Origin of the sequence: Thioclava sp. GXIMD4216, assembly GCF_037949285.1 — a bacterium.
Classification (GTDB): Bacteria; Pseudomonadota; Alphaproteobacteria; order Rhodobacterales; family Rhodobacteraceae; genus Thioclava; species Thioclava litoralis.
The window spans coordinates 944170-957709 of the sequence record NZ_CP149926.1 but is presented as its reverse complement, the minus strand read 5'-3'; the positions used below and the strand labels follow the sequence as shown (position 1 = coordinate 957709).

General features: G+C 59.5%; 17 protein-coding genes. 7 read left to right on the top strand and 10 right to left on the bottom strand.

Translation table 11 applies throughout. The features are described from left to right. Window positions 1-64 precede the first annotated feature (64 nt). Complete coding sequence (locus WDB88_RS04760; RefSeq protein ID WP_339109059.1) at window positions 65-502, top strand: lytic transglycosylase domain-containing protein; 438 nt, start codon at window positions 65-67, stop codon at window positions 500-502. Window positions 503-564: 62 nt separating this feature from the next. Here WDB88_RS04760 and WDB88_RS04755 read toward each other — a convergent pair whose 3' ends face one another. The 3 genes from WDB88_RS04755 to WDB88_RS04745 all read right to left on the bottom strand — a co-directional run bounded on the left by WDB88_RS04755 (window position 565) and on the right by WDB88_RS04745 (window position 3339). After that, a complete protein-coding gene (locus WDB88_RS04755) occupies window positions 565-1272 on the bottom strand; it encodes a hypothetical protein (protein WP_339109058.1) in 708 nt (235 codons plus the stop codon). A gap of 116 nt (window positions 1273-1388) precedes the next feature. After that, window positions 1389-1754 (bottom strand): HIT domain-containing protein, encoded by a 366-nt coding sequence (locus WDB88_RS04750; RefSeq protein WP_339109057.1) that lies wholly within the window; start codon window positions 1752-1754, stop codon window positions 1389-1391. Between the two features lie 10 nt (window positions 1755-1764). Further along, on the bottom strand, window positions 1765-3339 hold the full coding sequence (locus WDB88_RS04745) for a DUF5928 domain-containing protein (protein WP_339109472.1): 1575 nt from the start codon (window positions 3337-3339) through the stop codon (window positions 1765-1767). A gap of 145 nt (window positions 3340-3484) precedes the next feature. Between WDB88_RS04745 and WDB88_RS04740 the strand changes: the two genes are divergently transcribed. Next, window positions 3485-4303 carry a sulfotransferase family protein gene (locus WDB88_RS04740; protein ID WP_339109056.1) on the top strand — a complete coding sequence of 273 codons (819 nt, stop codon included), beginning with the start codon at window positions 3485-3487 and terminating at the stop codon, window positions 4301-4303. A gap of 50 nt (window positions 4304-4353) precedes the next feature. Continuing rightward, window positions 4354-5124 carry a phosphatase PAP2 family protein gene (locus tag WDB88_RS04735; RefSeq protein WP_339109055.1) on the top strand — a complete coding sequence of 257 codons (771 nt, stop codon included), beginning with the start codon at window positions 4354-4356 and terminating at the stop codon, window positions 5122-5124. A gap of 108 nt (window positions 5125-5232) precedes the next feature. Here WDB88_RS04735 and WDB88_RS04730 read toward each other — a convergent pair whose 3' ends face one another. Together WDB88_RS04730 and nth are read right to left on the bottom strand one after the other, a co-directional pair. Beyond that, the gene (locus WDB88_RS04730; protein WP_339109054.1) at window positions 5233-6219 is read right to left on the bottom strand and encodes an adenosine kinase; all 987 of its coding nucleotides are present in this window, start codon (window positions 6217-6219) and stop codon (window positions 5233-5235) included. Further along, complete coding sequence (gene nth, locus WDB88_RS04725; RefSeq protein WP_339109053.1) at window positions 6216-6872, bottom strand: endonuclease III; 657 nt, start codon at window positions 6870-6872, stop codon at window positions 6216-6218. The genes WDB88_RS04730 and nth overlap by 4 nt, the downstream gene beginning before the upstream one ends. Window positions 6873-7047: 175 nt before the next feature. Between nth and WDB88_RS04720 the strand changes: the two genes are divergently transcribed. The 4 genes from WDB88_RS04720 to WDB88_RS04705 all read left to right on the top strand — a co-directional run bounded on the left by WDB88_RS04720 (window position 7048) and on the right by WDB88_RS04705 (window position 10605). After that, window positions 7048-7977 (top strand): Hint domain-containing protein, encoded by a 930-nt coding sequence (locus WDB88_RS04720; RefSeq protein ID WP_339109052.1) that lies wholly within the window; start codon window positions 7048-7050, stop codon window positions 7975-7977. Between the two features lie 89 nt (window positions 7978-8066). Further along, entirely contained in the window at window positions 8067-8945 is an 879-nt protein-coding gene (locus WDB88_RS04715) for a bifunctional helix-turn-helix domain-containing protein/methylated-DNA--[protein]-cysteine S-methyltransferase (protein ID WP_339109051.1), read from the top strand. 120 nt (window positions 8946-9065) lie between these two features. Next, window positions 9066-9728, top strand: coding sequence for an OmpA family protein (locus tag WDB88_RS04710; RefSeq protein ID WP_339109050.1), 663 nt, complete (start codon window positions 9066-9068; stop codon window positions 9726-9728). Between the two features lie 115 nt (window positions 9729-9843). Beyond that, window positions 9844-10605, top strand: coding sequence for an FCD domain-containing protein (locus WDB88_RS04705; RefSeq protein WP_339109049.1), 762 nt, complete (start codon window positions 9844-9846; stop codon window positions 10603-10605). Between the two features lie 57 nt (window positions 10606-10662). On the opposite strand, the gene WDB88_RS04700 is transcribed toward WDB88_RS04705, so the two are convergent. The 5 genes from WDB88_RS04700 to WDB88_RS04680 form a co-directional block, all read right to left on the bottom strand. Next, window positions 10663-11220, bottom strand: a complete 558-nt coding sequence (locus tag WDB88_RS04700) for a F0F1 ATP synthase subunit B (RefSeq protein WP_339109048.1) — start codon at window positions 11218-11220, stop codon at window positions 10663-10665. 4 nt (window positions 11221-11224) lie between these two features. Beyond that, the gene (locus WDB88_RS04695) at window positions 11225-11794 is read right to left on the bottom strand and encodes a F0F1 ATP synthase subunit B' (RefSeq protein WP_339109047.1); all 570 of its coding nucleotides are present in this window, start codon (window positions 11792-11794) and stop codon (window positions 11225-11227) included. A gap of 95 nt (window positions 11795-11889) precedes the next feature. Continuing rightward, a complete protein-coding gene (locus WDB88_RS04690) occupies window positions 11890-12126 on the bottom strand; it encodes a F0F1 ATP synthase subunit C (RefSeq protein ID WP_339109046.1) in 237 nt (78 codons plus the stop codon). A gap of 60 nt (window positions 12127-12186) precedes the next feature. Beyond that, window positions 12187-12948, bottom strand: coding sequence for a F0F1 ATP synthase subunit A (locus WDB88_RS04685; RefSeq protein WP_339109471.1), 762 nt, complete (start codon window positions 12946-12948; stop codon window positions 12187-12189). Between the two features lie 77 nt (window positions 12949-13025). Continuing rightward, complete coding sequence (locus tag WDB88_RS04680) at window positions 13026-13361, bottom strand: AtpZ/AtpI family protein (RefSeq protein ID WP_339109045.1); 336 nt, start codon at window positions 13359-13361, stop codon at window positions 13026-13028. Between the last annotated feature and the right edge of the window lie 179 nt (window positions 13362-13540).

Below are 13540 nucleotides of genomic sequence, written 5' to 3'. Positions count from 1 at the left end.
AGTTTTGGCTAACTGGAGATATCGGTCTTTCCGGGGTTTTCAGATGCATTTGTCACGACGGTCCATGCTCCTTGGCCTTTTCGCGCTGAGCGCCTGTGGGGCAACGCCCAAAGCGCCGCAGCAGCAGATGAACCTGCGCCCGAACGAAACCCCGCAACTGCGCAAGATGATCAACCAATATGCCGATCATTACGAGATCCCGCGCACGCTGATGCATCGCGTGATCACCCGCGAAAGCGGCTACCGCCCCGATGCCCGCAATGGCAGCTATTACGGCCTGATGCAGATCTCGCCGCAGACCGCCGGTGCGATGGGTTTTCGCGGCAAGCCTAGCGGGCTTCTCGACCCCGAAACGAACCTGAAATATGCCGGTAAATACCTTCGCGGTGCATGGATGTGTGCCGATGGCTCCAGCGACAAGGCCGTTTACTGGTATTCGCGCGGCTATTATTACGAAGCCAAGCGCCGTGGCATCCTGACCGAGACGGGCCTGCGCGGCTGACGGCACCGCCCCCTTCGCAGCCCCCCCTCGGCACCATCTTGCCGCCGGAATGCCTACCGCATTCAGGGCAGGAACTGTCCGCCCCGACGCAGCGATGCCTCCATTGCGATCACGCCTTGGAGCCCGCCATGTCGGGCCAGCCAGTCCATCACCTTACAGGCGGAGGCCGTGTAAAGGGCATGGCTCTCGGTTGCAGCCCTCCTGCGGAAATCACCGGCATCCGCTGGTGGAGAGATCCTGCCCGCGTCATCACACCCCAGAATCCGCCCCTCCCGTAGCGAGAGATACCGTGTATCGCGCGAGATATAGACAGCCAGCCCCTCATCGAACCATGCAGGCACGGCACCGGTGAGAAAGTGGAACGCCCCCACACGGTGATGCAGCTCGGCATGCGCCAGTTCATGCGCAAGGATTGTCACCGACGTCCCTCGCCCGGTCACAAAGACAAACCTGTCCAGATAGGCCATCGCGCGCGGCCCCGTCCGGACAGAAAGGTTGCACGCCTCGGACAGGCAGAGCAGCCATTCGGGATCGGAGGCGAGATCGGGATAGACGCCCCGCACACGTGCCGAGGCCCCTTCAAGATTGTCCAGCGCCGAACGGATTTGCGCGTCACTGGCCTGCCCGTCGGCATAGACATGCGGCGCGACAGGCCGGTAGCCGTAACAACGGGGGCAAAGATAGAGACCGATCTCAGGGGCAGCATATGCCACGCCCCCACCAAGCACCAGACCTGCAAGACAAAGACAGAGTACCGCTACGCGACGCATCCGGTGGCTCTCCCGCAAGGTTTAAACGGATATCAGCTGTTGTGAAAAATGTCGGACCCGTCCCATCGCGCGTGAACGCGGCGGGGCGGGTCTGGCGTGGCACGCCGTTGCCGGCCTCAATCGGCCAGCAACGGCCCCATCACCTTGCCCGCAAGGATATGCATATGGAAATGCGGCACTTCCTGGCAGCCATGCTCGCCCGCATTGGTGATCGCACGGAAGCCCTTTTCCTCGACCCCCAGATCCTTGCAGATCTGGCCACAGGCGCGCATGAAATCGAGGATTTCTGGATCTGACGCATTCTGGCAGAAATCATCGTAATTCACATAGGCCCCCTTGGGGATCACCAGAACATGGTCCGGCGCCTTGGGGGTGATATCCTTGAATGCCAAGGTGAATTCGGTTTCGAGCACGGTGGCATTGGGAATATCGCCGCGCAGGATTTTGGCGAAGATATTCTCGCTATCATAGCTATAGGGCAAAGAAGCCTCCTTAGTCGGAAAACAGGTAGTCGGTGGCCGCAATCTCGGCAGCCGTATCGGTATCAAGCTTTAGAAACTGTGCAAGCGGTCCGGCATTGGCCTGCACCTGCGCCGTCTCGCGAATACGCCAGAAATATTCGAACTCCGCATCGCGGATTTTCTCGCTTTCATACCGCAGATCATAGCGGATGGTCGGCAGAACCCTCTCGTAGATCTGCGACGGGCTATCATGAGCGGCCAGTCCGATCCGTTGCGCATGACCAACCAGATACTCATCCGAGAATTCCGTCTCGATTTCCAGAATACGTGTCTCGACCTTATCCGAGGTCAGATCGCGCAGAAGATCGAAATCCGAGGGATCGACACAGATCAGCAGCCGGTCGCTGCGATGGTATTCCAGCAGCATCCGCAGCAGGGCCCGACGGTGCCGGTTGCGCTTCTCCAGCGTCTTCTCGATCCCGCCAAGCGGGGGCAGCTCTTCCTGTTCGTTGAAAAGATAGTTGACCGCCGGAAGATCGGTGCGCGCGCGGATCTGTTCAACCAGACGTTTCGCGACATGCCATTTCTTGCACAGCACCACATACAGCACACGGTCGCGGCCCAGCGTCGATTCTGTCTCCCAGAAGCGGGGCGCGAAACGGTGCCCCTCCCGCCCCTTCTGCGTCAGGAAGCCGAACAGCGCGCGCCCCTCGTTCGAGATCGGGAAGGCCATATCCTGCTCGCCCCACAGCTTGCCAAGCCGTGCTTTCATCTCTTTGGCCTCGGGGCTGATCTTGCGGGCGAACAGATAGTCCTGCGCCAGCAGCATATCGTAATGGTCGTTATAGAAGGTCACCGGCATGCCGTAATCGGTGAACATCAGAAAGGTCAGCGTGCGCGAACGGATCTCGCGCTCGGGGACAACATGGCGCGCGATGGTCTGGAAGAAGGTCTCGTCGGGGATCCATGTCGTTGCAAAGAAGCGCAGCACCTCGGGCCGGTCCTTGCAGAACTGCAGGATTTTCTCGACGCTGTCGCGCCGCAGGCACCACCATTGCGACCCGATCATCATCTCGATATCGGCAGGCACCTTGCGGGTGATCCCGAGGCGCTTCTGCCATTCGTAGCTTTGGTAGAACCACCATTTCTGGGTGCGCTCGTTGAACCAGTGGCGGTAGATCAGGCGCTCTTCCTTGAACCCCGTCTTGATCCAGTCGGAATTGAAGAAATCGAAGCTTTCGATATAGTCGCAATTCTCGCTTTCGAGAAAGCGATGGGCATATTCCGCCGATTTGATCTGCATGCAATCGCCCGACAGCATGTAGAAATGCGTGGCATCGGGGAAGGCCTCCACCGCCGCTTTCACCGCCTCAAGGGTGGCGGCGACAAGGCTCCATTCGCCCCAGCCGCATTTCAGCCGCTTTCTGGCAAAAGTGACCTGCTGGTTATCGGCCAGCCCGTCGCGAATCTGCTGGAAATCGGCAGGGTTCGCCCGCGCGTCGAAATGGATGGACACACAATCCCCGGCCGCCGTCAGGCGGGCCGCTTGACGGATCACCGTTTCAGGGTCTTTGTGTGTCAGAAGAATGAAGGCAATCTGGACCATATTTATCGGCATATTCTATGTCAGTTACGCCACTATCGCCCCTCTTTGCGGCGAGGGACATTGAAAATATAAAGTTTGTTTGCTTTTTCAGTCTAATTATTGCGTAAAGGTGACGACAAGCGCACCGGGTTCAAGGAGCAGGCAAATGGGTTTTCCCGGAACGTGGATGACAGAAAGTGAAAGCGTGGTCTATCGCGTGGTGCCCAAATGCGCCTGCTCGTCCATCGGCCAGATCATGTTTTATTCCGACCACGGCCGCTTCTTCGATGGCGACATCCATGATTCCAAAGAGGGCCTGCACAAGTGGTCGCAGGACTATAGCCAAGGCCCGATCGAGCGCGTGGTCAAAGGTGGCAAGGCCTATTCCTTCACCTGCGTGCGCAACCCCTATGGGCGCATCCTGTCCTCTTTCTTTGACAAGATCGCCGGCATCCAGCGGAATGGCCGCCGCTATCGGGGTAATCTGGTGCCGCAGCTGATCCAGAAATACGGTATCGAGGTCGGCTCTCCGGAAGACAATTTCGACTTCGATCAGGTCAAAAGCTTCCGCCGCTTCCTGCTATTTGCGCGCGACACCATCCGCTGGCGCCGCCCGATGGAACCCGACATCCACTGGTCCGCCATGTCCGGCCATATCTCGACCTTCATCGTGAATGGCGGGCGCTACAATAACATCTTCTTCACGGAAAAGTTCAATGAAGGCATGCAAAGCGTGCTCGACGATATTGAAACACCGGTCAAGGTCGACCTTGCCGCCGTGCCGAAATTCAATGAATCCGAGGGGCATGGCCCGAAACGCGCCCATCCGATCAGCGATTATTTCGATGATCTCTCGCGCCATCTGGTCTGGGAAATCTACAAGAAGGATTTCCAGCTTTTCAAATATGACTTTGACAATCCCGACAATAAAATGCCTTTGGGGGAAGTCGATCTGGACGAGGTTCACGCAAAACTCGGCCAATAAGGCGGTCGTGTTTTTCAAGACCGCATCCATTTCTATAAATGGCGCCTGATATGCCGCATCCCCATACACCTTCCCTTCCCGCCCGCCTTGTCGCCCATCTGCCCGGCCCGCTGGGCCCCTGGCTCAGCCGACATGTCGACCGACTTGAAATCGGCCTGCTGATCAGCCTGTGCCTGATCGGCGGCGGGGTCTGGGCCTTTGCCCAGATCGCCTCGGAAATGACCGCAGGCGACACCACCGCCTTTGACCGTGCCGTTCTGCTCTGGTTCCGTGACAGCAATGATCTGGCCGTGCTCAAAGGCCCGCACTGGATGGAAACCGTAGTGCGCGATGTAACCGCCCTTGGCGGCGTCACCGTTCTGGGCAGCCTGATCGTCTTCACGACAGGCTATCTGCTGATGGAGGGCTACCGCCGTCAGGTCTGGGTCCTGCTGGCCGCCGTTCTGGGCGGTCAGGTCGTCTCGAATGTCTCGAAACTGCTTTTCGACCGTGCCCGTCCGGATGTCGTGCCACACGGGACCGATGTCACCTCGGCTTCTTTTCCCTCCGGCCATTCAATGATGGCCACGATCACGTGGCTGACGCTGGCCGTGATGCTGGCACGCCTGCAAAGCCGTCGCCGGACCCGCGCCTATCTGATTTCCGTGGCGGTGCTGATCTCGATCAGCGTCGGCATCAGCCGTCTGGCGCTCGGGGTGCATTGGCCGACCGATGTGCTGGCGGGCTGGTCGATTGGCGCGGCATGGGCGCTGACCTGTATGCTGGTGGCAGACTGGTTCTTCCCGACCCGTCCCGCACCGGACCTGCCGCCACAGGACTAATCCCGCCAGATCAACGCGCGCGGCAGCGGAGCGGCCCGAGCGATGCCCCGATCAGGGGCGTTCGAGGGGCGCTCCACACGCCCCTCCCCTCGCCAGAGGCGATTGCCGTCACACAAGACCCTGCGCGGCAAAAAGCGCCTTCACATCCACCTCGGGCCGCGCCCCGTAATGCGAAATCACCTCGGCAGCCGCCACGCAGCCCATACGGCCCGCCACATCCAGCGGAACCCCCGTGGCGATTCCATAAAGGAAGCCTGCAGCAAACTGATCGCCCGCCCCCGTCGCATCCACGGGCGTCACGCGCGTGACAGGCACCTCGACCCGCTCGGCCCCGCGACGGATGATCACATCCGCTCCGGAGCGCGTGCAAACCACCAACCCGCATTCCGAGGCCGCCTGATCGAGCGCCGCCGGCAGATCGGTCTCGTAAAGCGCCGCCCACTCATGCTCGTTGCCAATCACATAATCCATCTCGTCGCGGACCAGGCGACGGAAATCGGCACGGTGGCGATTGACGCAGAAGGGGTCCGACAATGCGATACCGGCCTGCCCCCCCGTGCGCCGCGTTGCCTGCGCCGCCTTCAGGAAGGCCGCTTTTCCCTTATCCTTGTCGAACAGATAGCCTTCAAGGAACAGATATTCGGTATCTTCCACCACCGAAAGAGGCACATCTTCGGTCGATAGCTCTGCCGAAATCCCCAGATAGGTATTCATCGACCGCTCACCATCGGGGGTGACGAAGATCATCGACCGCGAGGTCGGCAATTCGCCATCCTTGATCGGCGCATTGGGGAACCCCGTTCCCTCTGCCTCCAGCGCCGCCTCGTAGAAACGCCCCAAGGCATCGTCGCGCACACGCCCCACAAAAGAGGTACGCAGCCCCAGATTCCCGAGCCCCGCAATCGTATTGGCAACAGAGCCGCCCGGCGCCTGGGTGCGCTCTTTCATCGAGGCATACAGCGTCTCGGCGCGGTCTTTCTCGATCAGCTGCATGATGCCCTTCTCGATCCCCATATGGTCGAGAAAGCTGTCATCACATTGCGCAATCACATCCACAATCGAATTGGCGATACCAACGAACTGATACTTTTTCATAAGGTTTTCTCCTCAAACTGGCACAGATCCCGGATCAGACAGGCACCACATTTCGGTTTGCGCGCGACACAGATATAGCGACCGTGCAGGATCAGCCAGTGATGCGCATGTTGCTGGAATTCCACAGGAACATTATCCTCGATGGCGCGCTCCACAGCCTCGACATCCTTGCCGGGGCAAATGCCCGACCGGTTGCCGATCCGGAAAATATGCGTATCCACAGCCTGCGAGGGATAGTGGAACCACATATTCAGCACGACATTCGCCGTCTTGCGCCCCACCCCGGGCAGCGATTGCAACGCCGCACGCGACGAGGGCACCACCCCGCCATACTCATCGACCAGAATACGCGCCGTCTTGATGACATTCTTGGCCTTTTGCCGGAACAGCCCGATGGTCTTGATATGCTCGGTCAGCCCTTCCTCGCCCAGATCGAGCATCTTCTGCGGCGTATCGGCGATGGGAAAGAGATGCTTGGTGGCCTTGTTCACCCCCGCATCGGTCGCCTGCGCCGAAAGCGCCACGGCCACCAGAAGCGTGTAGGCATTCACATGGTCCAGCTCACCCTTGGGCTCGGCCTCGGATGTGCGAAACCGTGCGAAGATCTCGCACATATCGTTATATCCAAGCTGTTTTGCGCTTTTCTGGGTCATGGCCAAGCTATGCCCAGATGCAGGCTGTATCGCAAGTTTATTTGCATTTGGCCCTTACGACAAAATCTTCGGAAAATCTTTGCATAAATAGAGTTAAGACCGTTTTCGTTAAACTCGCGTTATCCATCCCTCGGGCAATCTGGACAGCGTGGGATATCCGCGCAGGGAGACGCAAATGGACATGGGCTACCCGATTTCGGCAATCATCCGGAATCGCGACGAACATAGCTGGATGCTTCGGTCCGAGTTTCAGGCCGAAGAGATGCTCGAAATTCTGTTCGAGGGAGACGTGGCCGTTTTGCGTGACCCCGATGGCAACGCAGTGGCGCGCGGTCTGCTGACCGCCGATATCCCTGTCTTGCTGGAATCCTCCGAAGGCACCTTGCGCCTTGACCGGATCGAGATTGACGGCCAGCTCTGTCTTTATATCCCCTCTCTCGCGATGGTCCCCGGCCAGTCCTATACCGAAGCCTCGCAGCTTTCGACGGGCGGACGGGCCGCCACGCCGGAAGAAATCTCGAACCTGCCCTGTCTGGCTGGCGGCACCCTGATCGCGACGGACGAGGGGCCGCAACCGATTGACTGGCTGCGTCCCGGGGACCGTGTCCTGACACGCGATAACGGCTATCAGCCGCTTTTGTGGCTGGGCCATCACACCATGCCGCGCCGTGCGCCGATTGCCACGCGGCTGATGTCGGTCTCGGCGGATCTTCTGGGGCCAAACCTGCCCGAACGCGAACTGATCATGACCCCGCGCACGGGCGTTTTGCTGGCCGGTCCCGAGCTGGAATTATGGTTCGCCGAAACCGAGATGCTGGCACAGGCCGACCATCTGGCCAAACAAACTCCCCGCCTTGAAGGGCGCCGTATGGTATATTCCCTGCTGTTCACCGCGCCAGAGCTTGTTCTGGCCGAAGGTCTGTGGGTTGCAACCGTGCAGGCGGACTCTTCCTATATGTCGCTGATGCCGCCGCGCGTGCGCACCAGTCTGGCACCACAAATCGGCGAGTATCACGATCTCTCCGCCCGTGTCTGGCTGGCCGATTGGGAAGCGGATATGTTCTGCAAGGACCGTCGCCGCCGACAGGACCGCATCGCCGCCTGAGGCCGGAACTCTTTGCACAGGATTCGGGTCGTGCCGGGCGGCAGGCCGCATTAGGCTGGCAGACACCCGCTCTTTCAAAGGCCCGCCCCATGCAAGACAGCTATCATTACCAGCTTATCGCCCGCGCCATCGCCCAGATCGATGCCGCCCATGCGGCAGGGACGTCACTGACGTTAAGCGCATTGGCCCGGAAGCTCCATATGAGCGAAGCCCATTTCCAGAAATGCTTCACCGCTTGGGCGGGCGTTTCCCCACTGCGCTACATGCAATATCTCAAACTGGATCTTGCCAAGGATCTTCTGCGCCAGCGTCACCCGCTGACAGCAGTGGCGCAGGAGACGGGGCTTTCGGGCAGTGCCCGCCTGCATGATCTGGTTCTACGCTGGGAAGCGATGACGCCGGGGGAGTTTGCGCGCAAGGGAGCGGGGCTTCTGATCAACTGGGGCAGGTTCGACACCCCCTATGGTCCGGCACTGGTGATGGGCACGTCGCGCGGCATTTGCGGGCTGGCTTTCAGCGCCGAAATGGGCGAGGCGACCGCATATCAGGATCTGGCCACGCGCTGGCCCGCCGCCACGTTCGTGGAAAATCCCGAAGCGCTGGAACAGTGGGTGACAGCCGCCTTTGCGCAACGGGGGGACGTGGCGCTGCATCTGTCCGGCAGAGCGTTCCAGATCAAGGTCTGGGAGGCTCTCTTGCAGATTCCCGAAGGCGCCGTTGCAACCTATCAGGACATTGCCATCGCCATAGGGGCCCCGAAAGCCACCCGCGCGGCTGGCACCGCTATCGGGCGCAATCCGGTTGCCGCGCTGATTCCCTGCCACCGCGCCTTGCGCAAATCAGGCGGATTGGGCGGCTACCACTGGGGCCTGACCACCAAACGTGTGCTTTTGGCGCGCGAGGCCGCCCGTGCCGAGGCAAATGGTTCACGAATGCCCCACGCCGCGCTCGCAACCGATAACGATTAGCGGAAACGATAGGCAAAATGCCGCGCAGCGCATCAACGCCAATGGAACTTTCCCGCAACTCCGACGTAATATCAGCCGGACGTCCGAGAATACGGATGCAAGGACAAAGGCGAGAACGAGATGAACAAGAAGATTTCCCTGACTGTGGCAAGCGTAGCCTTGCTTGCGATGGCAGGCTGTGTGACCACCCCCGCCGACCCTAACGACCCCTATCAGAACACCCGTGGCGGTGCGATCGCCGGTGCCCTTCTGGGCGGCGCGGCCGGTGCCATGTCGGGCGGCGACGAGCGTCTGACCAAAGCCGCCGCCGGTGCGGCAGTGGGCGGGCTGATTGGCGGTGCGATCGGCAACCAGATGGACAAACAGGCGCAGGAGCTGCGCCGTGATCTTGACGCGCAAGGCACTTCGGTGGTGCGCGACGGCAACAACCTCGTGGTGACGATGCCGCAGGACATCCTGTTTGCCACCGACAGTTCGGCAGTGCGCCCCGATCTGCAAAACGATCTCTATACGCTCGCGGGCAGCATGAACCGCTACCCGAACACCACGCTGCAGGTTGTCGGCAATACCGACAATACCGGCGAAGCGGCCTATAACCAACGCCTCTCCGAGGCGCGCGCCAATGCCGTGACAGCGGTTCTGGTGCAGGCGGGCGTGCCGTCCTCGCGTATCCAGTCTTATGGCCGTGGCGAAGAAAACCCGATTGCCTCGAACCTCACCGCCGAGGGTCGCGCGAAAAACCGTCGGGTCGAATTCATCATCACCCCGACCAACGCGAACTGAAAGACGCACCACACCTATGTCGAAAGGGCCAGACATGTTCTGGCCCTTTCTTTTTACCAATTTGCTTGGCATTAAGATAATTGGCTAGAAAATCTAACCAAGGGGGGTGCCAGCAATGCCGTTTCGAAAGATTGAATCCGAAAAGCTTGCAACAGCCATTGTCCGACAGATCGAAGAACTGATCTTGCAAGGCATCCTGCGGCCCGGCGAGCGGCTTCCGTCAGAACGCGAATTATCCGAACGGCTGGGCGTCTCCCGCCCCTCTCTGCGCGAAGCGATATCGGAGCTACAGGATCAGGGGCTGCTTTGCACCCGTGCCGGTGCGGGGGTCTTTGTGGCCGATGTTCTGGGCTCGGCCTTTTCGCCTGCACTGATCCGGCTGTTTTCCTCCTCCGATCAGGCGGTCTATGATTATCTGGCCTTCCGCCGTGATGTGGAAGGGCTGGCAGCCGAGCGCGCTGCCCGTTTTGCCTCCGACACCGACCTGCAGGTGATCGACAGTCTTTTCAAACGGATGGAAGCCGCCCATTCCAAACGGAGCTACACCGAAGAGGCGGCGCTGGATGCGCAATTCCACCTTGCCATCGTCGAGGCCAGCCACAATGTCATCATGCTCCATATGATGCGCGCCATGTTCGAATTGCTCAGCGAAGGCGTGTTCTATAACCGCTCCATGCTGTTCAAAAACCGCGTGACCCGTGCCGAATTGCTCAACCAGCACCGCGCGATGAACGAGGCCATACAGAAACGTGACGGTATCGCCGCGCGCGAGGCCGTGGCCGCGCATATGAATTTCGTGGAAGTCGAGATGACGCATAACCGCAAGGCGCTCAAGAATGAGGAAACCGCAAGGCTGCGCCTGCAACAACGGAGCTGATCCAATAAAAAACCCGGCCATTTGGCCGGGTTTTGTCTTTATGCTGACCCCGAAAGCTCAGTGCAGGCGCTGTGCAACCTCGGTGATCGAGGCATCGATACGGGCGGCTTTGTCCTGAGCAGACATCTGCTCGGCCATCACCTTACCAGCCGCAGCGATTGCGACCGAAACCGCTTGATCGCGCACAACCTTGATCGCGCCGGCTTCCGCCGAAGCAATCTGCTCTTCGGCAGATTTCAGACGACGTTCGATCGACTCCGCCAGATCTTTCTTGGCCTGAGCGGCTGCCAATTCCGCGTCGCGCTTGGCATTGGCGACAATCTCGTCGGCCTGAACCTGCACTTCGCGCGATTTGCGCTCGTAGGTGGCAAGAATGGACTGGGCTTCCTCGCGGAGGCTGCGCGCCTCTTCGAGGTCGGATTTGATCCCTGCGGCGCGCTTATCCAGCAGACCACCCAGCATCGTCGGGACTTTCACATAGAAAAGCACACCGATGAAGGTCAGGAAGGCCAGCAGCACAACGAAATTGGTGTTATGCAGGCTGAAGAACGGGCCGGAGGCTGCAAAGGCAGGCTGAGCAGCAACAAGGGCAGCAAGAACAGCAAGTTTCTTCATGACCTTATCCTTTCAACCGTTCGTCGACAGCCGCAGCAACGCTGGCCTGATCGGCCTTGCCACCCAGAGCCGCAACGATTTCCAGCGCGGTTTCCTTGGCGACGGCTTCCACCGCCGCGCGGGACCCTGCTTCGATCTCTGCGATCTTGGCTTGGCTTTCCGCCGTTTTGGCCGCGATCTCGGCATCCGCTTTCACGATTGCCGCATCCACGTCTTTCTGGATGTCCGCACGGGCCTCGGCGACAATCGCCTGCGCTTTGGTGCGAGCATCTGCGAGGGCCTTTTCATAGGCGGCCTCGGCTTCTTTGGCCTTGAGCTTGAATTCCTCGGCGGAGGCTAGATCCCCCGAGATGGTGCCCTGACGGTCGGCCAGCACGGATGCGATCCGCGGCAGAGCGACTTTTGCCAGAACCCAGTAGATCACGACCAACGAGACCAGAAGCCAGAAGATCTGGTTGGGATAGGTCGAGAAGTCGAGCTGCGGCATGCCTACAGCTTCGGCGCCGTGCGACCCGCCATGAGCAGCTTCGGCTGCGCCATGCGCCATTTCGGCGGCTTCGTGTTCTGTTGCCATGTCGTTGTCCCTCTCGGGTCGCAGGCACGCGACCCTGTCTCAAACTCGGAAGGGCCCGTCGGGGCCCCTCCGTCCGCAAGATTGCGAAAAAGGGATCAGACGGCGAACATCAGCAGCAGAGCGACGAGGAACGAGAAGATCCCCAGTGCTTCTGCGAATGCGATGCCGATGAACAGCGTTGCGGTTTGACCAGCGGCTGCCGACGGATTGCGCAGGGCACCCGACAGGAAGTTGCCTGCAACGGTGCCCACACCGATTGCCGAACCACCCATACCGATACAAGCCAGACCTGCACCGATGTAAGCACCCATTTGAACGATATCGCCTTCCATAGTCGTCACTCCTAAAGTTGGAATTGGCTTGAGTAGATTAACGCGATCCTTGGATCGACCTTAGTGTGCGGGATGCAGCGCGTCTTTCAGATAGACGCAGGTCAGGATCGTGAAAACATAGGCCTGGATGAAGGCAACAAGCACTTCGAGGCCGTAGATTGCAGTGATGGCCAGCACGGACACGGGAGAGATCAGCGCGATGGCGGCAAAGCCTGCGAAAACCTTCATCACCGCGTGACCGGCCATAATGTTGCCCGCAAGCCGGATCGAATGCGAAACGGGGCGGACGAAGTAAGAGATCACCTCGATCAGGGCAAGGATCGGACGCAGCGGCAGCGGTGCCGCAGTCACCCAGAACAGGCCAAGGAAGCCCATGCCGTTCTTGATGAAACCGATCACGGTCACGGCGACGAACACGAAAAGTGCCAGCAGAGCGGTGACAGCGATATGCGAGGTGGTGGCAAAGCTCATCGGCAGCAGGCCGAGGAAGTTTGCGAAAGTGATAAAGGAGAAGATCACCATGATATAGGGGAAGAATTTCAGCCCCTCCTTACCACAGATGTCTTCGACCATTTTATGGCCCATGCCGTAAAACAGCTCGGCAATGGACTGCGCACGGCTCGGTACGATGCCGCGGCCACGGGTGCCGACAACCAGCACCAGAACGATTGCGATGATGGCAATCGCCATCCACAGGGTTGCATTGGTAAGCGTATACCAGTGCACCGGCCCCTCACCCACCAGAGGGGAGACCACGAACTGGTCCATCGGGTGGAAAGCCATCTCGCCCGACCCTTCGGTCACAATCGCAATGAGGAGCATCAGGATCACAACGGCGAACAAGATGTAGCTGATCATCTTGGACGAACCATTGGCGTTCGAAGTGCTTTCCGCCACGTCTATTTTCCCTCTTCATCAGCCGCAGAACCGGCCTCAGGTTTCGCATTTATCTCTGCAGCGGTACGCATCATCACGCGTACCCCCGCAATCAGCCCAAGCAGAACGAAGATGATCATGAAGATCGGCAGCGTTCCCAACAGGACATCAAGCCCGTAGCCGATCCCGAAACCGATCCCCAGCCCCGACACCAGCTCTATGACCATGCGCCAGGCAAGCTCGGATTGCGCGACACCGCCGCGCGGTGCGTCCTCGGCCTGCCCAGACGCCTGCTTGGAGACTTTCGCAAGCCGGTCTTCGAGCGCTTTCAAACGTTCGGGATCAGGCTCGTTGCTCATCTCTCAGGCCCTTGGTCGTGTTAAGGCTGTGATAGACGTCACGGCGCAGTGAGTCAACGCTGTTGGCGCCATCAAGAAACTTTCTCAACCCATTGCTTTCTTTGTTTTTTCATCCTTTCAGCAAAGCGGAATGGCTGCGACAATATGACCGCATCGGTGAATTGGCTCAAAATGCAAAT

What these genes read in the sequence shown, in the direction of transcription:
- WDB88_RS04760 (WP_339109059.1), top strand. Translation starts at nt 65, where the DNA reads ATGCTCCTTGGCCTTTTCGCGCTGAGCGCCTGTGGGGCAACGCCCAAA.
- WDB88_RS04755 (WP_339109058.1), bottom strand. Translation starts at nt 1,272, where the DNA reads ATGCGTCGCGTAGCGGTACTCTGTCTTTGTCTTGCAGGTCTGGTGCTT.
- WDB88_RS04745 (WP_339109472.1), bottom strand. Translation starts at nt 3,339, where the DNA reads ATGGTCCAGATTGCCTTCATTCTTCTGACACACAAAGACCCTGAAACG.
- WDB88_RS04740 (WP_339109056.1), top strand. Translation starts at nt 3,485, where the DNA reads ATGGGTTTTCCCGGAACGTGGATGACAGAAAGTGAAAGCGTGGTCTAT.
- WDB88_RS04735 (WP_339109055.1), top strand. Translation starts at nt 4,354, where the DNA reads ATGCCGCATCCCCATACACCTTCCCTTCCCGCCCGCCTTGTCGCCCAT.
- WDB88_RS04730 (WP_339109054.1), bottom strand. Translation starts at nt 6,219, where the DNA reads ATGAAAAAGTATCAGTTCGTTGGTATCGCCAATTCGATTGTGGATGTG.
- nth (WP_339109053.1), bottom strand. Translation starts at nt 6,872, where the DNA reads ATGACCCAGAAAAGCGCAAAACAGCTTGGATATAACGATATGTGCGAG.
- WDB88_RS04720 (WP_339109052.1), top strand. Translation starts at nt 7,048, where the DNA reads ATGGACATGGGCTACCCGATTTCGGCAATCATCCGGAATCGCGACGAA.
- WDB88_RS04715 (WP_339109051.1), top strand. Translation starts at nt 8,067, where the DNA reads ATGCAAGACAGCTATCATTACCAGCTTATCGCCCGCGCCATCGCCCAG.
- WDB88_RS04710 (WP_339109050.1), top strand. Translation starts at nt 9,066, where the DNA reads ATGAACAAGAAGATTTCCCTGACTGTGGCAAGCGTAGCCTTGCTTGCG.
- WDB88_RS04705 (WP_339109049.1), top strand. Translation starts at nt 9,844, where the DNA reads ATGCCGTTTCGAAAGATTGAATCCGAAAAGCTTGCAACAGCCATTGTC.
- WDB88_RS04700 (WP_339109048.1), bottom strand. Translation starts at nt 11,220, where the DNA reads ATGAAGAAACTTGCTGTTCTTGCTGCCCTTGTTGCTGCTCAGCCTGCC.
- WDB88_RS04695 (WP_339109047.1), bottom strand. Translation starts at nt 11,794, where the DNA reads ATGGCAACAGAACACGAAGCCGCCGAAATGGCGCATGGCGCAGCCGAA.
- WDB88_RS04690 (WP_339109046.1), bottom strand. Translation starts at nt 12,126, where the DNA reads ATGGAAGGCGATATCGTTCAAATGGGTGCTTACATCGGTGCAGGTCTG.
- WDB88_RS04685 (WP_339109471.1), bottom strand. Translation starts at nt 12,948, where the DNA reads ATGCTCCTCATTGCGATTGTGACCGAAGGGTCGGGCGAGATGGCTTTC.
- WDB88_RS04680 (WP_339109045.1), bottom strand. Translation starts at nt 13,361, where the DNA reads ATGAGCAACGAGCCTGATCCCGAACGTTTGAAAGCGCTCGAAGACCGG.